Source organism: Mesorhizobium sp. B2-4-17 (genome assembly GCF_006441275.1).
Lineage (GTDB): Bacteria > Pseudomonadota > Alphaproteobacteria > Rhizobiales > Rhizobiaceae > Mesorhizobium.
The window spans coordinates 208,170-229,092 of the sequence record NZ_VFUX01000002.1 but is presented as its reverse complement, the minus strand read 5'-3'; the positions used below and the strand labels follow the sequence as shown (position 1 = coordinate 229,092).

At 63.4% G+C, this 20,923-nt stretch carries 16 protein-coding genes and 1 tRNA gene; 9 read left to right on the top strand and 8 right to left on the bottom strand.

Features of this window, described 5'->3' with window-relative positions; genetic code table 11:
• Positions 1 to 30: 30 nt before the first annotated feature.
• From FJ548_RS02815 to ppdK, 3 genes are all read right to left on the bottom strand, one after another.
• Positions 31 to 735: a polysaccharide deacetylase family protein gene (locus FJ548_RS02815; RefSeq protein ID WP_226890677.1), complete on the bottom strand. Its 705-nt coding sequence runs from the start codon at positions 733 to 735 to the stop codon at positions 31 to 33.
• A gap of 180 nt (positions 736 to 915) precedes the next feature.
• The gene (locus FJ548_RS02810) at positions 916 to 2,019 is read right to left on the bottom strand and encodes a glycosyltransferase family 9 protein (protein WP_140610052.1); all 1,104 of its coding nucleotides are present in this window, start codon (positions 2,017 to 2,019) and stop codon (positions 916 to 918) included.
• Between the two features lie 129 nt (positions 2,020 to 2,148).
• Positions 2,149 to 4,827, bottom strand: coding sequence for a pyruvate, phosphate dikinase (gene ppdK, locus FJ548_RS02805; RefSeq protein ID WP_140776687.1), 2,679 nt, complete (start codon positions 4,825 to 4,827; stop codon positions 2,149 to 2,151).
• A gap of 223 nt (positions 4,828 to 5,050) precedes the next feature.
• Between ppdK and FJ548_RS02800 the strand changes: the two genes are divergently transcribed.
• The 3 genes from FJ548_RS02800 (at position 5,051) to FJ548_RS02790 (ending at position 7,895) form a co-directional block, all read left to right on the top strand.
• A complete protein-coding gene (locus tag FJ548_RS02800) occupies positions 5,051 to 5,395 on the top strand; it encodes a VOC family protein (RefSeq protein ID WP_140776685.1) in 345 nt (114 codons plus the stop codon).
• Positions 5,396 to 5,524: 129 nt separating this feature from the next.
• Positions 5,525 to 5,599: transfer RNA gene (locus tag FJ548_RS02795), tRNA-Gln, on the top strand.
• 205 nt (positions 5,600 to 5,804) lie between these two features.
• Positions 5,805 to 7,895 (top strand): O-antigen ligase family protein, encoded by a 2,091-nt coding sequence (locus FJ548_RS02790; protein ID WP_140776683.1) that lies wholly within the window; start codon positions 5,805 to 5,807, stop codon positions 7,893 to 7,895.
• Between the two features lie 59 nt (positions 7,896 to 7,954).
• Here FJ548_RS02790 and smc read toward each other — a convergent pair whose 3' ends face one another.
• The 3 genes from smc to FJ548_RS02775 form a co-directional block, all read right to left on the bottom strand.
• On the bottom strand, positions 7,955 to 11,413 hold the full coding sequence (gene smc / locus FJ548_RS02785) for a chromosome segregation protein SMC (RefSeq protein WP_140776681.1): 3,459 nt from the start codon (positions 11,411 to 11,413) through the stop codon (positions 7,955 to 7,957).
• A 60-nt stretch (positions 11,414 to 11,473) separates the two neighbouring features.
• Positions 11,474 to 12,217: a DsbA family protein gene (locus FJ548_RS02780; protein WP_140693427.1), complete on the bottom strand. Its 744-nt coding sequence runs from the start codon at positions 12,215 to 12,217 to the stop codon at positions 11,474 to 11,476.
• Positions 12,218 to 12,381: 164 nt separating this feature from the next.
• Positions 12,382 to 12,882 carry a DUF721 domain-containing protein gene (locus tag FJ548_RS02775; protein WP_140610058.1) on the bottom strand — a complete coding sequence of 167 codons (501 nt, stop codon included), beginning with the start codon at positions 12,880 to 12,882 and terminating at the stop codon, positions 12,382 to 12,384.
• Between the two features lie 54 nt (positions 12,883 to 12,936).
• On the opposite strand from FJ548_RS02775, the gene mutY reads away from it, so the two are divergent.
• Together mutY and FJ548_RS02765 are read left to right on the top strand one after the other, a co-directional pair.
• Complete coding sequence (gene mutY / locus FJ548_RS02770; RefSeq protein ID WP_140776679.1) at positions 12,937 to 14,076, top strand: A/G-specific adenine glycosylase; 1,140 nt, start codon at positions 12,937 to 12,939, stop codon at positions 14,074 to 14,076.
• The gene (locus FJ548_RS02765) at positions 14,069 to 14,680 is read left to right on the top strand and encodes an HAD family phosphatase (protein WP_140610060.1); all 612 of its coding nucleotides are present in this window, start codon (positions 14,069 to 14,071) and stop codon (positions 14,678 to 14,680) included. Before mutY ends, FJ548_RS02765 begins: the two co-directional genes overlap by 8 nt.
• A 59-nt stretch (positions 14,681 to 14,739) precedes the next feature.
• Here FJ548_RS02765 and FJ548_RS02760 read toward each other — a convergent pair whose 3' ends face one another.
• Positions 14,740 to 15,873 carry a site-specific DNA-methyltransferase gene (locus tag FJ548_RS02760; RefSeq protein ID WP_140776677.1) on the bottom strand — a complete coding sequence of 378 codons (1,134 nt, stop codon included), beginning with the start codon at positions 15,871 to 15,873 and terminating at the stop codon, positions 14,740 to 14,742.
• A 177-nt stretch (positions 15,874 to 16,050) separates the two neighbouring features.
• On the opposite strand from FJ548_RS02760, the gene FJ548_RS02755 reads away from it, so the two are divergent.
• Positions 16,051 to 16,740, top strand: a complete 690-nt coding sequence (locus FJ548_RS02755) for an HAD family phosphatase (protein WP_140610062.1) — start codon at positions 16,051 to 16,053, stop codon at positions 16,738 to 16,740.
• A 7-nt stretch (positions 16,741 to 16,747) separates the two neighbouring features.
• Here FJ548_RS02755 and FJ548_RS02750 read toward each other — a convergent pair whose 3' ends face one another.
• Entirely contained in the window at positions 16,748 to 17,476 is a 729-nt protein-coding gene (locus FJ548_RS02750) for a hypothetical protein (protein ID WP_140610063.1), read from the bottom strand.
• A 128-nt stretch (positions 17,477 to 17,604) separates the two neighbouring features.
• Here FJ548_RS02750 and thrC point away from each other — a divergent pair, with 128 nt between their 5' ends.
• Genes thrC through FJ548_RS02735 form a run of 3 tightly spaced genes read left to right on the top strand, consistent with a single transcriptional unit; the run spans position 17,605 to position 20,921 of the window.
• On the top strand, positions 17,605 to 19,002 hold the full coding sequence (thrC, locus tag FJ548_RS02745) for a threonine synthase (protein ID WP_140610064.1): 1,398 nt from the start codon (positions 17,605 to 17,607) through the stop codon (positions 19,000 to 19,002).
• Between the two features lie 14 nt (positions 19,003 to 19,016).
• Positions 19,017 to 20,309, top strand: coding sequence for a pitrilysin family protein (locus FJ548_RS02740; protein ID WP_140610065.1), 1,293 nt, complete (start codon positions 19,017 to 19,019; stop codon positions 20,307 to 20,309).
• Between the two features lie 15 nt (positions 20,310 to 20,324).
• Positions 20,325 to 20,921 (top strand): GNAT family protein, encoded by a 597-nt coding sequence (locus tag FJ548_RS02735; protein WP_140610066.1) that lies wholly within the window; start codon positions 20,325 to 20,327, stop codon positions 20,919 to 20,921.
• Positions 20,922 to 20,923 lie beyond the last annotated feature (2 nt).

The window sequence follows — 20,923 nt, the reverse complement described above, 5'->3', positions numbered from 1 at the left end:
GGCCGGCATCACCTTAATATCAACGCGCAATCAGTCGGTGGTGCCGTGATCGCCTGTGCCATCGGCATCGTCGAGGCGCACGAAGATCATGCCCCTGTCCTTGAGGGCCAGGAGGCCCTGCACCACGCCCTCGCCGGCGGCGTGGGTCGGCTGGTTGATGTGGGCGATGATGACGTCGCCGTCCTTGGCCGCGGCGATGCGCTTGGCGGCTTCCTTGGCGCCGAGCAGCGAGCCGCCATCGCCATTGATCGAGAAGCCGGCAATCTTGAAGCCGAGCTTGCGGATCATCGCGATGGCCGAGGGGCTGTATTCGGCGGTTGCGCCACGGAACCATTTCGGCGCCGGCTCACCCGTCCTGACAAGAGCAGCGGCACCCGATTCGACCTCGGCGAGCACCGCGTCAGGGCTGCCGGCGCTGCGTATGCCATAGATTTTCTGCGGCGTGTCGACCGCCGGAATATGGCGCCCGCCGTGATTTTCCAATTCGAAAAGGTCCGGATGTGCCCGCATGATGGCGACGGCCGCAGCGTTGCGCTTCAGCCAGATACCGGTGACAAAAATGGTGGCTGGTATCTTGTTTTCCACCAGCGCCGAGAGAATCCGCGTGTCGGTCTGTCCGCCGCAGGCATCGAGCGTGAGCGCGACGTGGCCCGCTCCGCTAACCGCGGGCTTGATGTGCAGCGTGGGCTCGACCAGCGGCGTTGCATGGCCGCTGGATATGACCGCCAACGACATGGCGATCGTGCAGAGATGTCCTTGCAGCTGACGCATCACACCGAATTCCTGACTGGCGATTTCAAGCCGGTATCCCAAGACCCGCATGAAGGCGGAAATCGGGACGATGGGTAGCAGAAAAATGCCTGGCGCGGCAATTTGACCGCCAGCCTGGTGAACGAACCCACCGAAAACAGCCGCTCAGACAGCGCCTTCGCGCTTCATCTCGGTGCGCGCGAGAACCTCGCGGGCCGCTTCGACGACAGGCTTGACCTCCAGGCGCCAGACACAACACGCTTTGCTGGGGTCGGTCCGGCGGCACAAGTCCTTGGCCACGCAGTCGCATGGCATCGGCGGCCGAAGCGCTATGCTGGGCACACCGACAGGTCCCCAGCGCGAAGGATGCGTCAGGCCGAACAGCCCGACAACCGGCGTGCCCGCGGCAGCAGCCATATGCATCGGGCCGCTCTCATTGCCGAGAAACAGCCGGGCCTGTTTCAGGACCGCCATCAGGCTCTCGAGCGACAATGTGCCGACAAGATCGACGACCGGCGTCGCTGTCTTGGCCAGGACCTGCGCGGCGGTCTCGCGTTCATCCGGCCCTCCCACCAGGACGACGCCCAATCCGGTGTCGGTTGCAATTTCGTCGATCGCCTCGGCAAACCGTTCCGGCTGCCATTGCCGGCCCTTGAAACTGGCGCCGGCATGGACGGCGACAAAGGCGTTCGGGTGAAGATGATGCTTGCCCAGAAGCGTCAGGGCTTTCACGGTCTCGAACGGCAGCGGCTGGATGCTTGGCACGGTCACGCGCAGATCGACCCCAAGTGCTTCAAGCGGCGAAAGATAGCGATAGACAAAATGCTGGCCGCCAAACCCGTACGGTTTGGCAAGCACATTGGCAGGCTGCCTCTCCAGCAGCCGCAGCGGCCTTTCGGATGGATTATAGCCGACGCGCGTCTTTGCGGTGACGAGCCCACTGATGATGCGTGAGGTTTTTGAATCGGTCAGGTCGATCGTCAGGTCGAAGCGGAAGCCACGCAGCGCCCGCACCGTGGCGTAAAGCTCCTTTACGCGCTCCAGAGTGGTGCCGCGCATGCGGGACCGCCTGAATGCGACCACCTCGGAGGCGATGCCATGCGCAACCACGAAGTTCTCGAATTGCGCTTCACAGAGGAAGACGATCCTTGCATCCGGGAATTCGAGTTGCAGGTTCCTTGCCAGCGCCGAGGCAAGAACGATGTCACCTATGAACTTCGTTTGAATGATCAGGATCGAGCGGAACGGCACGGGCGAGATCTGCAACATCTGATTCCGAAGACAATTGGCGGGCCGCCTGCAAATTGGGCAGGAACAATGTCGAGATTACGCGATGCCGTCAGCACGTTCGCGTGAGTTTTAATACAAAACCGTAAGCTTTGATAGAGCCTGACCGGCTTAGCCACGCCCCTTCTTCGCCACCTGCACCGCAGCCTGCGCGGCCGCCAGCCTGGCGATCGGCACGCGATAGGGCGAGCACGACACGTAGTCGAGCCCAACCTCCTCGCAGAAACGGATCGACGCTGGATCGCCGCCATGTTCGCCGCAGATGCCGAGCTTGATCTGAGGCCGGGTCGCCCTGCCCTTTTGCGCGGCCATGCGCACCAGTTCGCCGACGCCGTCGATATCGAGCGAGACGAACGGATCCTGCTCGATAATGCCCTTCTGGCGGTAGGTCTCCAGGAATGAAGCCGCATCGTCGCGCGAGATGCCGAAGGTGGTCTGGGTGAGGTCGTTGGTGCCGAAGGAGAAGAACTCGGCCGATTCGGCGATGACATGGGCACGGATCGCGGCGCGCGGCAGTTCGATCATCGTGCCCGTGAGATAATCGATCTTGACGCCGCTCTCGTCCATGACGCTTTTGGCGACCGCATCGATGCGCGCCTTCACGTAATCGAGTTCCTTCACAAGGCCGACCAGCGGCACCATGATCTCAGGCACCACCAGCGCGCCGGCCTTCTTGCCGGCCTCGACGGCCGCCTCGAAAATGGCGCGCGCCTGCATCTCGGCGATCTCGGGATAGGAGACGGCCAGCCGGCAGCCGCGATGGCCGAGCATCGGGTTGAATTCGTGCAGGGCCTCGGTGCGCTGCCGGAGCTTGTCTGGCGATACGTTCATGACGGACGCGACCTCGGCGATTTCGGCCTCGGTCTTGGGCAGGAATTCGTGCAGCGGCGGGTCAAGCAAGCGGATCGTCACCGGCAGGCCGGCCATGATCTCGAACAACTCCAGGAAATCCGAGCGCTGCATGGGCAGAAGCTTGGCAAGGGCCGCGCGCCGGTCCTTCTCGGTGTCGGCGAGGATCATCTCGCGCATGGCGACGATGCGGGCGCCGTCGAAGAACATGTGTTCGGTGCGGCAAAGCCCGATGCCCTCGGCGCCGAAGGAGCGGGCCATGCGGGCATCGAGCGGCGTTTCGGCGTTGGTGCGCACCTTCATGCGCCGTGCCGCGTCCGCCCATTCCATGATGGCGGCGAAATCACCGGACAATTCCGGCTGCAGCATCGCCACGGCGCCCTTGAGCACCTGGCCGTTGCCGCCGTCGATGGTGATGACATCGCCCTTGCGGAAGGTCTGCCCCATCGAGAGCAGCGTGCCGGCCTTGTAGTCGACGCGGAGCGAGCCGGCTCCGGAGACGCAGGGCTTGCCCATGCCGCGCGCCACGACCGCCGCATGGCTGGTCATGCCGCCACGCGTGGTCAGGATGCCCTCGGCGGCATGCATGCCGTGGATATCTTCGGGACTGGTCTCGATGCGCACCAGGATCGCCTTGCGCCCTTGTGTCTTGAGGTCCTCGGCATCGCCGGAGGAAAAGACGATCTCGCCGGTGGCGGCTCCGGGCGACGCCGGCAGGCCAACGCCGATCACATCGCGCGCGGCCTTCGGGTCAATGGTGGGGTGCAGCAACTGGTCGAGCGAGGCAGGATCGATGCGCGCGACGGCCTCCTCCTTCGTGATCAGACCGTCCCTCGCCATCTCGACAGCGATCCGGAGCGCGGCCTTGGCGGTACGCTTGCCGGAGCGGGTCTGCAGCATCCACAACTTGCCGCGCTCGATGGTGAATTCGAGGTCCTGCATGTCGCGGTAGTGCCTTTCCAGACTGTCGGAGATGGTGACGAAGGACTGGAAGGCGTCCGGCATCAGCTTCTGCAGCGACGGCTTGTCGGAGCCTGCGGCAATGCGGGCCGCCTCGGTGATATTCTGCGGCGTGCGGATGCCGGCGACGACATCCTCGCCCTGCGCGTTCACCAGGAACTCGCCATAGAGCTGCTTCTCGCCGGTCGAGGGATTGCGGGTGAAGGCGACACCGGTGGCGGAGGTTTCGCCCATATTGCCGAACACCATGGCCTGGACGTTGACCGCCGTACCCCAGCTTTCGGGGATGTCGTGCAGGCGCCGGTAGGTGATGGCGCGGTTGTTCATCCAGCTTGAAAACACAGCACCAATGGCGCCCCAGAGCTGTTCGTGCGGGTCCTGCGGGAACGGCCTGCCGAGTTCTTCCTCGACCTTGGCCTTGTAGAGCGCGATCACGCCTTGCCATTCGATGGCCGTCAGTTCGGTGTCGAGCTCGTGGCCGAGGCTAGCCTTCTGGTCTTCCAGTATCTCCTCGAACACCTCGTGATCGAGGCCCATGACGACATCGGAATACATCTGGATGAAGCGGCGGTAGCTGTCATAGGCGAAGCGCGCATCGCCGGAATCGGTGGCCAGCGCCTCGACCGTCTCGTCGTTCAGGCCGAGATTGAGAACGGTGTCCATCATGCCTGGCATCGAGGCGCGGGCCCCGGAGCGCACCGACACCAGCAACAGCTTTGACGGATCGCCGAAGCGGCGGCCGGTCAGCCGGCCGATATGATCGAGCGCGACCGCGACATTGGCTTCCAGTCCCGCGGGATAGATGCGGCCGTTCGCATAATAAGCGTTGCAGACCTCGGTGGTAATGGTGAAGCCCGGCGGCACCGGCAGGCCCAGGCTGCACATCTCGGCCAGATTGGCGCCCTTGCCGCCCAGCAGATTCTTGTCGCCGGCACGGCCTTCCGCCGCACCATCGCCAAAGGTGAAAACCCATTTGGTCATGCTTTGCTCTCCGGTTGCAGGAGATTGGAAAGATTGGCGAAACGGAAAGTTCCGCCCGTGTCCGACTTTGGAGCGATATGATGCTGCAGTGCGAAAGGCAAGCGCCGGAAAAGCCGGCTGGCCGCTACAATCGATTAAGAAAAGCCCTTCCGAGGCATGCGGCAAAAAGACTTGCCACCTTACGGTTCGACGTCTAGAACATAAAGGGAACGAGAGGTACCTCATGAAACAGAATGGAAAACTCGACTATCTGGAAATGCCGGCGACCGGCGGCACGCTGGACCGGGTGAAGGCTTTCTACAGTGCCGCCTTTGCCTGGTCGTTCACCGACTACGGGCCGACCTACTCAGCCTTTGCCGAAGGCCTCGACGGCGGTTTTCAGGCCGATGCCGCGGAAGCATCGGCAAAGCCGCTGCCCGTGCTCTACAGCGAGAATCTGGAGGAAACCCTCGGCGCTGTCGAAAGCGCTGGCGGCACGATCGTCAAGCCGATCTTCCCGTTTCCGGGTGGCCGACGTTTTCATTTCGTCGATCCGGCCGGCAATGAGTTGGCCGTGTGGTCCGAATAGTCCGTTTTGTGGATCACCTAGCGCCAACCGCGCTGCTGGTCGATTGAGTGTTCCCGCGATTGCTCATAAGCATTGTGCTTTTCGGCTGCTCTGCTAATAACGCGCCGCACAAGCGACTCTGATGGCTATTGGGGCGTCGCCAAGTGGTAAGGCATCGGTTTTTGGTACCGACATTCCCAGGTTCGAATCCTGGCGCCCCAGCCAGACGATCAAGATCCGTTCCGGACGCAGGGGGACCCCAGAGCATCTTCACGATCTTCCCTTGAGCTGATTGGCTAACAATTCCACGACGCCATAAATCCAGTAGAACCAACGCAATCGCGGCAAATCGGGCGCTACTTTGCACATGGTCTGAGCAGTATCGCCTTGAACATCTCCCTCTTTCCATACAAGATCGGCCGAAATTTTAATGAACCTTCCTATCTTCGCCATCAACCTCGGTCGCGAGACCGGCCGCTGGCGCGAATTGCTCGCCAGCGCCGAAACGTCCGGCCTGACCTTGCAGCGCATTGCCGCCGTCGATGGCCGCGTCTTGGCTGAAAAGGATTGGACGGAGATCGATCTTCCAACCGCGCGCAAACTGAGCGGACGTGACATCCTGCCCGGCGAGTATGGCTGTTACCGCAGCCATATCCATGCGCTGGAAGCGCTCCTGGCAAGCGGCAGTGCCTACGGCCTGATCATCGAGGACGACGTGCTCTTCGGCGAAGACACCAGACGACGCATCGAGGCCGTCATCGCCGCGGTGCCGGATTTCGACGTCATCAAGCTGACTAACCATCGTATGAGCCTGTTCATGCGCGCCGTAGTGACGACGGAAGGCGATGAGATCGGCCGGGCACTGCATGGCCCGCAAGGTTCGGCCGCCGCCTATCTGGTGACCCGGGAGGGTGCCCAGGGCCTGTTGTCGGCGCTAGCGGTGATGAAAGTGCCGTGGGACGTCGCACTCGAACGGTTTTGGGATACTGGCCTGAAAGTCTATTCGGTCCGCCAAAACGTGCTTGGCTTCGGCGCCAGCAGCGCTATCTCAGGCATAGCCGGCCCTTCCGGCAGCTACAAATTCGCGCGGTTTCCCTGGCCGCACCGCTGGGGCGCCGCGGTGTTCCGGGCCAAGGACCAGCTGTGCCGCCTGCATCACACGCTGCTGCGACCGCCCCTGGCGCGCGAGATCCCGGACTACGCCAGGGACGACTGGCCGCGCAACAACCTCATTCTGGTACTTGCGGCACTCGCCATTCTCGCCTTGGTCTCCTCGGCCTGGCGCGAGGCCGATACCTATCGCTATGCAGGGCTGGCGCTCGTCGCTGTTGCAGCCGCCCGTTGGCTCAGGATGGACCTGTGGACCTACGGCAAACCGCTGATCGGATGGGTCGGCTGTCTATGCCTGGGCTGGTCGGCCTATGTCTTCATCCGGATGGCGATCGTCTATTTCGGCACCGGCCAGTTGGGCAGCGCCGAAGGCATCTACCTGTTTCCGGCGTTTTATGCGACGACCGGCTTCTCTCTCTTGCTGTTCGTCAGGCAGCCAGCGCGGCTCGTCCTCTGGTTCATGATCCTCAGTCTCGTCTCCCTGGCGGCGGGTACCGGCTATTCGGAGATCCTTCACGGCATCAGACCGGAACCGCGGCTTTTCAACAATTCCATTCACGCGTCTGTGGCGGCCGGTTTCCTCTTCCTCTGCACGCTGCAGTTCATGGCATACACGGCGCAAAGAACGGATCTGACCACCACTGCCAGGAGCCTGCACTGGGCGCTGTCGGCGGCTGTCCTGGTATTTGCCCTGGCCAACATCATTGCGTTGCGGTCGAAGGGCGTCTGGCTTGCGCTCGCGCCCGTCCTGCTCCTGCTGGCGCTTATGACCCTGGCACGAGGCCATCGCCGCGAGCTGATGATAGCGGGCGGAGTGCTGGCGATCGTGGCCGCCGGCGTTGTCGCCACATACGACATCTTCTGGTCCACCGCCGGCGATACCATGGTCTTCATCAGGACCCTGGTATCTGATGTTTTGAGCCATGGCATGCTATCGGCCTTCGACCACGCCATCGCGAGCGATACGGTGCCGGCCGCGGCCAAGGAACGGCTGATGCTGTGGGCCGACGCGATCGAGATCTTGAAACGCCACCCGATCTTCGGAGCCAGTTCCAGCTGGCTCACCGAATGGCAAAACAGGACCTATCATCCCGACATCTTCAACGTCTTCCACAACGGCTATCTGGAGATAGCGGTGCGCTATGGGTTGGTCGGGCTGGCGTTCTATGCCTTTCTCTACATGTGGTCGTCCAGGCAGGTCCTGCTGGCCATGCGGGCCAAGCTCATCGCTCCTGCCGCATGGTCGTGCTACATCTCGACGCTGGTCTTCTTCGCCATCACCATCCTCAGCAATTCGAACAATCGGCTGGCCATGGGCGAGGCCTTCATGTGGTTCGCCGCGGCATTCGGCTTCTATTGTTTCTACCTTCGCCAGATGAAGAATCTTGTCGAGCCGAAGACCTATGTCTGAACCAAGCCGCGCCCCCGACCGGCCAGCCGGCACGTCGCGCAAGACCTATGGCCGGCGGCTCAGTTCGCCTCGCGCATGGCTTCAGCGGCCTGCAGGTCCACCGAAACGAGCTGGCTGACACCCTGCTCGGCCATGGTCACACCAAACAGCCGGTCCATGCGTGCCATGGTGATCGGATTGTGGGTGATGATGACGAAGCGAGTCTCGGTGGTCTTGGCCATCTCATCCATGAGATTGCAGAAGCGTTCGACATTGTGGTCGTCGAGCGGCGCGTCGACTTCATCGAGCACGCAGATCGGCGCCGGGTTGGTCAGGAACACGGCGAAAATCAGCGACATCGCCGTCAGCGCCTGCTCGCCGCCCGACAGCAGCGTCATGGTCTGCGGCTTCTTGCCGGGCGGGCGGGCAAGGATTTCCAGCCCCGCCTCTAGCGGATCCTCGGATTCGATCAGCTGCAATTCCGCCGTGCCGCCGCCGAACAAATGCGAGAACAGCCGCTGGAAGTGGCTGTTGACCACATCGAAAGCGGCGAGAAGCCGCTCGCGGCCCTCGCGGTTGAGGCTCTGGATCGCTTGTCTGAGCTTGCGGATCGCCTCGATGATGTCCTCGCGCTCCGAAACTATGGTCTCCAGCCGGTCGGAAAGCTCCTTCTGCTCTTCCTCGGCGCGCAAATTGACGGCGCCGAGCCGTTCGCGCTCGATCTTCAACCGATCGAGCTGGCGTTCAATGTCGGCCATTTCAGGCATCGGATCGTCGACTTCCAGCCCGGTATGGCGAATGACGAGATGCGGCGGCGTGTTCAGCGTTTCCTGGATGCGCGCCTCGACCTCCAGTCGGCGCTCGTCGGCCGCCGTCAGCCGCTCCTCGGCGCGGGCACGGGTCTCGCGTGCCTCGGCCAGCGACTGGATGGCTGATGTGGCCGCCTTGTCCAGTTCGGCCTGTCTGTTCTCGGCTTCCTGCAGCCGGTCGGCAGCAGCCTTGCGCAAGGTCTCGGCCTCGGTGAGCTGCGACAGCAAGGCGCGCCGCTTGGCGTCGATCTCGTCTGGTGCATCGGCCAATCGCTCGCGCTCGGCCTCGGCCTCGGCCTTGCGTTCGCCGAGTGAGGCGATCTGCGTCGAGGCGTTCTCGGCGCGCACCAACCAGTTGCTGCGTTCGGCGCCGATGGCATCGAGCCGGCGCGTGCGTGCCTCGGCTTCGCGCCGCAAGCCTTCATGGACGGCGCGCGCGTCGGCAAGCGTGGCACGGTCGCGGGAGACATTGGCCGAGGACTGTTCGAGCTGCAATTGCAGGTCGCCAAGATCGGGCGCGTCCTGCAGCAGCATTTCGGCCTCGACGAACGCCGCCGAGGTCTCCTCATGGCTGTCGACGATGCGGGCACGCGCCTCGTCCAGAGCGGCGCGACGGCTCGATAGTTCGCCGCCGGCTTTCTCGGCTTGGACCAGCGCATTGCGGGCGGCGTCCAGTCGGTGCTGGGCGTCGCGCCCGGCCTGACGCATGTTGCGCTCGGCCTCGCTTGCCTGGCGAAGCGCCTGTTCAGCCTGCGCCAGCGCCTCCTCGGCCTGACGCAGGGTGAGCGTCGCCTGCACCGCCTCGGCATCGAGTTCGGCAAGCCGGTTCTTCTGCGCCAGCCTTTGCGCCGCGGCCGTCGGCGCATCGGCGCTGGCGGTGAGGCCGTCCCAGCGCCAGAGCGCACCTTCGCGGCTGACCAGTCTCTGGCCGGGCGCGAGCAGCGCCTGCAGCCGGCGGCCATCGGCGGCCTCGACGATGCCGATCTGCGCCAGGCGGCGGGCAAGCTGCGCCGGGGCGCGAACCACGCTGGCGAGGCTTCTGGTCCCTTCCGGCAGGGCAGCGTCGCCAGGCTGGATCTGACTTTCGCCCCAATGCGCCGGCGCGCTGCGGTCGAGCGGCACGTCCAGGTCTTCGCCAAGGGCCGCACCCAGCGCCGTCTCGAAGCCGCGCTCGACGCTGATCTGCTCCAGCACCGAAGGAAAGAGATCGCCGCTGGCCGCGTTCAGAATCTTGGCCAGCGTCCGGGCTTCGGTCTCGATCCGCGCCAGTTCCGCCCTTGCGTCCTGCAACGGTGGGCGAGCGGCACTTTCGGCGGCACGGGCATCGATGACCGACTGCTCGGCCTGCGCCACCGCGGCCTCGGATTCTTCAAGCAGCGCGACGGCCTGTTCGACCAGTATCCGCTTCTCGGCAGGATCCGGCAGGCCGGCTATCTTCGAGAGGATGTCCGACAATTCGCGGTCCACCTCGGCGAGTTGGCGGGCAAAGCGGTCGCGACGCTCGGCGGTTTCGCGCAGCGTCCGTTCGATCTGATGGCGCGAAGCGGCGGCCTCGGCCCGTTCAGCGGTCAGCGCGGCAAGCGTGGCTTCGCTTCGTGCAAGCGTCGATGCCGCCTGTTCGAATGCCGCGCGGGTGGTGGCCTCGCGCTCGGCGGCGCCGGCGTTTTCGGAATTCAGCGTGGCTTCTTCGGTGCGCAGGCGTTCGAGAACATCGGCATTGTCGCGCACCATCCGCTCCTCGCGGGCGATGTCGCCATCGAGCTGCTGCAACCGGCGCTCGATCTCCGTCTGGCGGGCGCGGATGCGGCCGGCTTCCTCCTCGATCTGCGACCTGGCGATCGACAAGCGCTGGAAGGCGGCGGCAGCGGCGGCCTCCGCGTCGCGCAGCTCAGGCAGACGATGTGCGCTGATGCCTTGTTCCTTGGCGGCGTTCATCTGCGCGGCGGCGCGGTCGCCGACAAGTGCCGTGGCGTTCGCCAGCGCCGAGCGCGCCTCGCCTTCCTGGGTCTTGGCCAATGTCCAGCGCAGATGCAGCAGCGTCGCTTCGGCCTTGCGGATATCGGCCGACAGGTTCTTGAAGCGGGAAGCCTGGCGCGCCTGGCGTTTCAGGCTCTCGATCTGGCTTTCCAGTTCGCCGACGACATCGTCCAGGCGTTCGAGATTCTGTTCCGCAGCCTTCAGCCGCAATTCCGCCTCGTGACGGCGGGTATGCAGGCCGGAAATGCCGGCGGCCTCTTCGAGAAGTGCGCGACGCGCCTGCGGCTTGGCCTGGATCAATTCGCCGATACGGCCCTGCCCGACCATTGACGGCGAGCGCGCGCCGGTCGACTGGTCGGCAAACAGAAGCTGCACGTCCTTGGCGCGCGCTTCCTTGCCGTTGATCCGGTAAAGGGAGCCTGCCTCGCGTTCGATGCGGCGTGACACCTGCAACTCGTCGGCATCGTTGAAGGCGGCCGGCGCCGAGCGATCGCTGTTGTCGAGGAACAGCGTGACTTCGGCGGTGTTGCGTGCGGGCCGCGTGCCCGAACCGGAAAAGATCACGTCGTCCATGCCGGACGCGCGCATGTTCTTGTAGGAGCTTTCGCCCATCACCCAGCGCAACGCCTCGACGAGGTTCGACTTGCCGCAACCGTTCGGCCCGACAATACCCGTCAGGCCGCGTTCGATCACGAACTCGCCGGGTTCGACGAAGGACTTGAAACCGAGCAGGCGAAGGCGCGAAAACTTCATTCACGCGCCTCATAAAGGCGGGCCGCGCCGAAACGCCGCCGCCTCAGCGCTGAGCCGATGTCAGAGCAGAGGGTCGATGATGGCCGACATTTCCTCAATCGACATCGCCCCCTTGTAGGTCTTACCGTTGATGAAGAAGGTCGGTGTCGAGTCGACCTTGAATTCATTGGCGCCACGCTTCTGGACCGATCTCACATCGTCCAGAAGTTTCTGGTCCGTCAAGCAGGCCTCGAAGGACTCCTGTGTAAAACCGGCAAGCTTCGAGATTTGCAGCAGCGCATCCTTTGTGTTCGACACGCCAACCCAGTTGGCCTGCTGCTTGAACAGCACGTCGACCATCGGGAAATAGTTGTCCTTGGCGCAGCGCGCCAGCATGAAACCGGCTTCCGCGCTCGGATCGAAGGGGAATTCGCGCAGGATATAGCGGGCCTTGCCGGTGTCGATATACTTCGTCTTCAGCTCCGGGAAGGTCGTTTCGGCGAAATGCGCGCAATGCGGGCAGGTCATCGAAGCGTATTCGACGATGGTGACCTTCGCATCGTCCTTGCCAAGCTGCTTGTCGGGCAGTGCGCCCGGCTTCAGCAATTCGGCCATGTCGACGGTGCCCTGTGCTTCCGGCACCTGAACCGCCGCCGGCGTGGCAGGCTTCGCGGGAGTGGCCGGATCGGCGGGCTTTACATCCGCGGCCTTGGCTTGTTCGCCGGAGTCGCTGCAGGCGGCGAGCAGGGCGACCGCCGGAATGGCGGCCAGCGAAGACAGGACGTTTCTGCGAGACAAGCTTGGGCCAAACGAGGAACGGCTCATACGAATCACCTGACAAGGGTTGGATTTTGCAATGCAAAAGCACGAAAAAGCGAGAGTTGGCGCGAATTAAGGCATCCCTGTCCCCAATCCAATCGCGAAACCTGACAAGGGTGATCACGAATGCGCGAGATTAACGACAAACCTGTGACTCTTTCCAGTGGGAACTAGACTTTCCTCCCGCCAAGAATTGTCGCACCCAGCCTTTCCAGGGAGGCGCGCAGCCCGTCATCTTCAATCAGCCCGACAGTATCGGACAGTTTCATTTTTTCGGCCTCGGTCAGCGGCCTGAGGGCAGGTTTTGACCGGACTTTGCCTGATATTACAGGCTTCTGTACGATCCTGATGCGGCCAATGGCATTGAAGCCGAGAAAAGCGTTGACCCTGTTGATGATCTCACCCGTCTCATGCTGCAGGTGGAGCGCCGCCATGCCCTCGCAGGCGATGACCAGCACGGCCGGCTCGAACGGATCATCTTCATGCAGGCGGCGCGGCCACTGGATTTTCTCGGGCCGCGAGCGGCTGGCAAGGCGCGGGCCGGCGATCTCTTCCCAGGACTGGACGAGACCAATCGAGATGCCTGCCCGCTTGCGCAGCACCGGATCGAGGATCTCGGTGGCAAGATCGCTCACCGGAACGGGATTGCCGAAGGGCCTTTTCCCTGCCATGTGCGTTCTCCAGCCACGACCTCACCCGATATCGGCCAGGCCAACACAAGATCAATGGCACCAGCAGATCAGACCCGCAAGGCCCAGACCGATGGGGCAACGCCAGGCGATACCGCGTCGCGCCTGCTCGCCTGGTACGACGTGCATCATCGCGAACTGCCTTGGCGGGTTTCGCCGCGCGACCATGCCCGAGGCGTGCGGCCCGACCCCTACCGCATCTGGCTGTCCGAAGTCATGCTGCAGCAGACCACCGTCGAGGCGGTGAAATCCTTTTTCCGCGCCTTTGTCGAGAAATGGCCTGACGTCGAGGCGCTGGCCGAGGCACCGATCGAGGACGTGATGAAGGCCTGGGCGGGGCTCGGCTACTACTCCCGCGCGCGCAACCTCAAGGCCTGCGCCGATCTGGTGGCGGCTCGTGGCGGCCGGTTCCCCGACACCGAGGCCGCTTTGAGAGACCTGCCCGGCATCGGCGCCTACACCTCGGCGGCCATCACGGCAATCGCCTTCGACCGCCCTGCGGCTGTCGTGGACGGCAATATCGAGCGTGTCATCTCCCGGCTGTTTTCGATCACAATGCCGCTCAGCGAGGCCAAGGCCGAGATACGCGCCCATGTCGAGCGAATGGCGCCGCCAGCAAGGCCGGGCGACTTCGCCCAGGCGATGATGGATCTCGGCGCCACGATCTGCACGCCGCGCCGGCCGCGCTGCATGCTGTGCCCACTGCGCGAGGATTGCACCGCGATCCTGTCGGGCGACCCTGAACATTTCCCGGTTCGCCTGCCGAAGGCAGACAAGCCGTTGCGGCGCGGCGCCGCTTTCGTCGCCGTGCGCGAGGACGGCGCCATTCTCCTGCGCAAACGGCCGGAGAAAGGTTTGCTCGGCGGCATGACCGAGGTGCCGACCAGCGCCTGGACGGCACGGGTGGATGGAGCCACCACGCCGGCGGCGGCGCCCTTTCCCGGCGAATGGCGGCGGGCCGGAACAATTACACATGTCTTCACCCATTTCGCTCTCGAACTCGACGTCTTTCATGCCCACATCAAAGGTGATGCCCCGGAAGGGCATTTCTGGTCGCCTGGCCGAGAGATTTCCGGCGAGGCCCTGCCGACTGTCATGAAAAAGGCAATCGAGGCTGCGATACCCGGCGCGACGAAAAAGCCGTCACCATTGAGTGCAACGAGGCCCCATGACTGAAGTCCGCCACATCGTTTTCGACATCGGCAAAGTGTTGCTCCACTACGATCCCAGCATTCCGTTCAGCCGGCTGATCCCCGACGAGACGGAGCGGAAATGGTTCTTCGACAATGTCTGCACGCATGACTGGAACGTCGAGCAGGATCGCGGCCGGACCTGGGAAGAGGCCGAGGCGCTGCTGATCGCCGAGCATCCCGATCACGCGGAAAACATCCGCAATTTCCGAAGGCATTGGCACGACATGGTGCCGCATGCCTATGACGACAGCGTCGCCATCATGCTCGGCCTGATCGAGAGCGGCCATGACGTGACCATGCTGACCAACTTCGCCGCCGACACCTTGGCCGAAGCCCGCAAACGCTTCGATTTCCTCGATCGTCCACGTGGTGTGACGATCTCCGGCGAGATCGGCAAGATCAAGCCGGATCGTGATATTTACGACCATCACGTTGCTGCGTTCGGCCTCGAACCGTCCGCGACGCTGTTCATCGACGACAGCCAGAAGAATGTCGACGGCGCCAGGGCGGCCGGCTGGCAAGCCGTGCTGTTCACCGATGCCAAGACGCTTCAAGCAGATCTTGAACGCCACGGAATAAAGGCGTGATCTGAATCGCTTCCAGCGATCCGTTCCGATTTTGAATCATCGCGGAAGCGCGGCGGGGGTCAGCCCCCTGCCCGCTCCATGCCAAGACGGGCGATGCGGCGCAGTTCGTCGATCGGGGTGAGACCGCCGCTGCGCTCGTAGTGCCAGAAGGTCCAGCCGTTGCAGGCGTCCAGGCCCTGCACCTCGGCGCCGATCTTGTGGATCGAGCCGGCGCTGTCGCCGATCGCCACCGTGCCGTCGGCGCGCACCTTGGCCGCCCAGCGCTTCTTGGCGTCGTAGAGTGTTACGCCTGGCGTCATCAGCCCGGTGTCGATCAGGCTGACGAAGGCCACGCGCGGCTCGGCGCGCTTGCCGGTGAGAAGCGTGAGATCGGCTCCTTCCAGCGGTCGCACCGCGTCGATGCGTTCATTGGCGGCGTCGATATAGGCCTGTTCGCGCTCGATGCCGACGAAATGACGGCCGAGGCGCTTGGCCACGGCACCTGTCGTGCCGGAGCCGAAGAAGGGATCGAGCACGATGTCACCGGGCTTGGTCGAGGCCATCATGATGCGGGCGAGCAGGGCCTCCGGCTTCTGCGTCGGGTGCAGCTTGTCGCCATTGTCGTTCTTCAAGCGCTCGGCGCCGGTGCAGATCGGGAACAACCAGTCGGAGCGCATCTGGACATCGTCGTTGGACGCCTTCAGCGCCTCGTAGTTGAAGGTATAGCCCTTGCCCTTCTGGTCGCGCGAGGCCCAGATCATGGTCTCATGCGCGTTCTGGAAGCGGCGGCCACGGAAATTCGGCATCGGGTTGGTCTTGCGCCAGACCACGTCGTTGAGGATCCAGAAGCCCAGATCCTGCATCTTGGCGCCGACGCGGAAGATGTTGTGATAGGAGCCGATGACCCAGATGGTGCCGTTCGGCTTTAGCACGCGGCGCGCCGCCAGCAGCCAGGCGCGGGTGAAGGCGTCGTAGGCCTCGAAGCTCTCGAACTGGTCCCAGGCGTCGTCGACCGCATCGACTTTGGATTGGTCGGGCCGGTGCAGGTCGCCGTCGAGCTGCAGATTGTAGGGCGGATCGGCGAAGATGACGTCAACGGATTTTTCGGGCAGCCGGTCGAGGGCTGCGACGCAGTCGCCCTTGAGGATCGTGTCCAGCCATTCGGACTGCTGGGGAGCATGGGAAAGCTCGTCGAGAAGACGCACGGCAGACATTCTTACACCCAAGGCACGTGTTACTGTTTACTCCCCGTTATGGTTACCGATCAGCGTAAATATTCGGTGAAGGCCCGCCGGATGGCCGGTCAGGTTTGCGAAGGCCGGCCCATTGGTGTATGCCGCGCCGCTTGAGCCCTGAGCGGCCATTCCTCCTCCTCCTTGTTCCGGATCACCATGCCCCAGCCAGACCTTGTCATCTTCGATTGCGACGGCGTTCTCGTCGATTCCGAAATCATCGCCGCACGGGTCGAGGCTGAGTTGATAACCCTGGCCGGATACGAAATCTCGGCGGAAGAGATTGCCGAGACCTATGCGGGCCTGACGTTCAAGGACATCCTTATCCGGATAGAGGAGAAGTCCAAGATCCCGTTCCAGGTGTCGCTGATCGATCGTGCAGAGGACCTGGTCGACAGGAAACTGCGCAGCGACGTGCGTGCCATTGAAGGCGTGCGCGAAGCGGTCGCCTCCGTCACGGCGCAACGCTGCATCTGCTCCAACTCCCGCTCGGAGCGGATCGATTTCATGCTGGAGAAAGTGCATCTGCTGCCGTTTTTCGCCGGCCGTATCTTCTCGGCGCTGGAAACGCCCACCGGCAAAACCAAGCCGGCTCCGGACGTGTTCCTGTTCGCCGCTGAAAAACTCAACGCCAAGCCGGCCAACACCTTCGTCATCGAGGACTCCGTGCACGGCGTCACCGGTGCCAGGACGGCCGGCATGCGGGTGATCGGCTTCACCGGCGCCAGCCACACCTATCCCGGCCATGCCGACGCGCTGACGGAGGCCGGCGCCGAGACGGTCATCCGCCGCTGGGCGGAACTGAAAAGCGTGATCGCGGCGCTGTCGGAATGGTCGGCCGACGCTTGAGCAACGTCTAGTTTATCGCCGCGGCCTTCTTCCTGTGGGTCTTCTTCGGCTTGTCCGTCGTCGCCTTCGGCGCGGTTTCGTCGTAGCCGGCATAGGCCTGATAGTCCGGCGCCGTCGGTGCGGGCACCACGATATTGGAATCGGTAAAGACGAACTGGGTGGCGACCGAGGGATCGGTCACCTGGACCTGATACTGATGAATCTGCGAATAAAGCACGTCGGTGCCGTGCATCACGGCGGTGCGGATCGGCATGGTGATGGTGCCGGGCGCGAATTTCGGTCCTGGAACCACCTTGCCGGCGACCGCGATCTTCATAGTCAGTTGCCCGTCGGCACGGCTGCAATCGCGGGTCACGTCGCTGATCGACGCCTGGTAAATGATCCTCGCCGAATCGTCGGGCGGTGTGGCGGCTGCTGCGTCAGCCGCGGCTTGGGCCGCGGCATCCTGCGCGGCATCACCGGTCTTCTTGAGCCTCGGCTTGGGCTTCTGCACATCCTTGACGTAGGTGTTGAAGAAGGCCGTTCCGTCACGCAGCGTGACCTTCGGGCAATAGGCGTTCAATTGGCTGGTCAGGATTTTGGGATCCTGCGGCGGCGGTGGCGCTGTCGGATCCTTCTTGCCGAAGCCAAGGTTCAGGATGCCGTTGTCGCTTGATTGGCAACCGGCGGCGGCGAGCATAAAGCCGGTGAACGCAAGACCCGCCACAAAGCGACCGCCGAATGTATGAAACGCCATGAAACTGCTCTTCCCTCTCGCAAAGCTGGTGACGTATATCAACCGCGCGGCAAAAATGCGACTGAGCCAGCACAGAAATTAACCACCTTGTGGTGAACGGAAAAGCCAAGCGGCAACGGATCTGTGACATGCAATATGTGAGTACCCGCGGGGAAGCGCCCGCGCTTGGATTTTCTGACGCGGTGCTGGCGGGACTGGCGCGCGATGGCGGGCTTTACGTACCGCGCGAGTGGCCCCAGTTTTCGCCATCCGAGATCCGCGCCATGCGCGGCCTTGCCTATCCAGACCTCGCCATCCGCGTGCTGTCGCCCTTCCTTGGCGGCGACATCCCGGCGCCGGTCTTCGAACGCCTGGTCCGCGAAGCCTACGCCACCTTCCGCCACGAGGCTGTCTGTCCGTTGGTCCAGACCGGGCCCAACACGTTTGTCCTCGAACTCTTCCATGGACCGACGCTGGCGTTCAAGGACGTGGCGATGCAGCTGCTCGCCCGGCTGATGGACCACGTGCTTGCCGAACGCGGCCGGCATGCCACCATCGTCGGCGCCACTTCGGGCGATACCGGCGGCGCGGCAATCGACGCCTTTGCCGGACGCAGCCGCACTGACATCTTCATCCTTTTCCCGCATGGCCGGGTTTCGCCCGTGCAGCAGCGGCAGATGACGACGTCCAAGGCTGAAAACGTCCACGCGCTGGCAATCGAGGGCAATTTCGACGATTGCCAGGGCCTGCTCAAGGACATGTTCAACGATCACCCCTTCCGGGATCGGGTGGCGCTTTCGGGGGTCAATTCGATCAACTGGGCGCGCATCATGGCCCAGATCGTCTATTATTTCTCCTCGGCGCTGTCTCTCGGCGCACCGGATAGGCCGATATCGTTCACGGTGCCGACCGGCAATTTCGGCGACATCTTCGCCGGCTACGCCGCCAAGAAGATGGGCCTGCCGATCGAACGGCTGGTCATCGCCACCAACGACAACGACATACTCGCCCGCACCTTCGCGACCGGCGAATACCGCACCAAAGGCGTCTTCGCCACCACCTCGCCGTCGATGGACATCCAGGTATCGTCGAATTTCGAACGCCTGTTGTTCGAGGCCTCCAACCGCGACGCGGCGACCGTGCGGCGCTATATGGCAGGCCTCAAGCAATCGGGCGCCTTCACCATCGAAGCGGCGGAAATCGCCAGGATGCGGTCCGAATTCGACGCCGGCCGCGCTGAAATGGACGAGGTCGCCGCCACTATCCGCTCGACGCTGGCGGGCAGCGACTATCTGCTTGATCCGCACACGGCGGCAGCGGTGCATGTGGCGTCGGGCAAGGCTGCAGGTGCCACGCCAATGGTGGTGCTGGGCACCGCTCACCCGGCAAAGTTCCCTGCCGCCGTCGAGGCCGCCAGCGGGGTCTCGCCCGCCCTGCCCGCTTGGCTTGGCGGATTGATGACATTTGAGGAAAAATACACGGTACTTCCATCCGACTTGAAAATGGTGGAAGATTACGTCGGCCGCCGTGCGCGAGCGGCGCGTTAGGGAGTAAGAGCCATATGGGTGTTGAGGTAAGCCGTCTGTCGAACGGCCTGACAGTCGCCACCGAAACCCTTCCAAGTATCGAATCGGTTGCCCTTGGTGCCTGGGTCAAGTCCGGCGCCCGCAATGAGCGTGACGAAGAGCATGGCATGGCCCATCTGCTCGAGCACATGGCGTTCAAGGGCACGAAGCGGCGAAGCGCCTTCGAAATCGCCTCGGAAATCGAGGACGTCGGCGGCGAGATCAACGCCGCCACCAGCGTCGAGACCACCTCCTACTACGCAAGGGTGCTGTCCGGCGATGTGCCGCTGGCCGTCGACATCCTTGCCGACATCCTGCAGGAATCCGAATTCGACCCGCAGGAGCTCGAACGCGAGCAGCATGTCATCCTGCAGGAGATCGGCGCCGCACACGATACGCCCGACGATATCGTCTTCGACCGTTTCACTGAGACAGCCTTTCGCCACCAGACCATCGGCCGCTCAATCCTGGGCACGCCGGAAACGGTGAAATCCTTCACCTCCAAGCAGTTGCACGATTTCATCGAGCGCCAATATGGCGCCGAGCGGATGGTGATCGTGGCTGCCGGCGACATCAAGCATGACAAATTCGTGCGCGAGGTCGAAAAGCAGCTCGGCGGCTTCCGCAGCAAGGCCGACAGCACCATCCCGCAATACGCGCAGTATGTCGGCGGCGACTTCCGCGAGGACCGCGACCTGATGGACGCACAGATCGTGCTGGGCTTCGAGGGCCGCGCCTATCATGTGCGCGACTTCTACGCCTCGCAGGTGCTGTCGATGATCCTCGGCGGCGGCATGTCATCGCGCCTGTTCCAGGAGGTTCGCGAGAAGCGCGGCCTGTGTTACTCCGTCTATGCCTTCCACTGGGGCTTTTCCGACACAGGCATTTTCGGCGTCCATGCCGCGACAGGCCAGAGCGACATCGCCGAACTGGTGCCTGTCATCATCGACGAACTGCAGAAGGCCGGCGAAAGCATCCTGCAGGAAGAACTCGACCGGGCGCGCGCGCAATATCGCGCCGGACTGATCATGTCCGCCGAAAGCCCGGCCAGCCGCGCCTCGCAGATCGCGCGCCAACTGCTTTTGTTCGGCCGCCCGATCGCCAAGGAAGAACTGATGGAGCGGCTGTCGGCACTGACGGTCGAAAGGTTGACCGACCTGTCGGCGCGCATGTTCTCGACCAAGCCGACGCTTACCGCTGTCGGGCCCGTGGGTACGCTGGCACCATACGAGGCGATCCTCGATTCGCTTCCAGGTACGCAGACCACGGCCCGCAGGCTCGCCGTCTAAGTCCGCACAAGCGCCGTGTTCGCGCTCCCTTTCTTTCGCCGTGACCTGCCGGCACTAAAGGGCAATCTCGTCACATTGCGCGTGCCATTCACCAATGACTACCGTGAATGGTCGATGCTGCGCGGCGAAAGCCGTACCTTCCTGGAGCCGTGGGAGCCACGCTGGACGCCTGACGAGCTCGACCGCACGGCGTGGCGCCTGCGCATCAGCCGCTACCGCGAAGACTATGCGCAGGGCACCGCGATCGCCTTCTTCATCTTCGAGAAATCGAGCGGCAAGCTGGCGGGCGGCATCACGCTCGGCAACATACGCCACGGTGTCTCGCAAAGCGGCCATGTCGGCTACTGGATCGGCGAGCGTTTCGGCGGCCGCGGCCTGATGACCGACGCGGTCAAGGTGGTGGCCCGCTTCTCCTTCGATACGCTGAGGTTGCACCGGATCGAAGCCGCCTGTATTCCCGACAATATCAGGTCGATCCGCGTGCTTGAAAAAGCCGGATTCCGGCGCGAAGGACTTCTGCGATCCTATCTCAGGATCAACGGCACCTGGCAGGACCACTACCTCTACGCCCGGATCGCTGACGATCCGCCGGGCGCTGGAACGAAGGACTGATT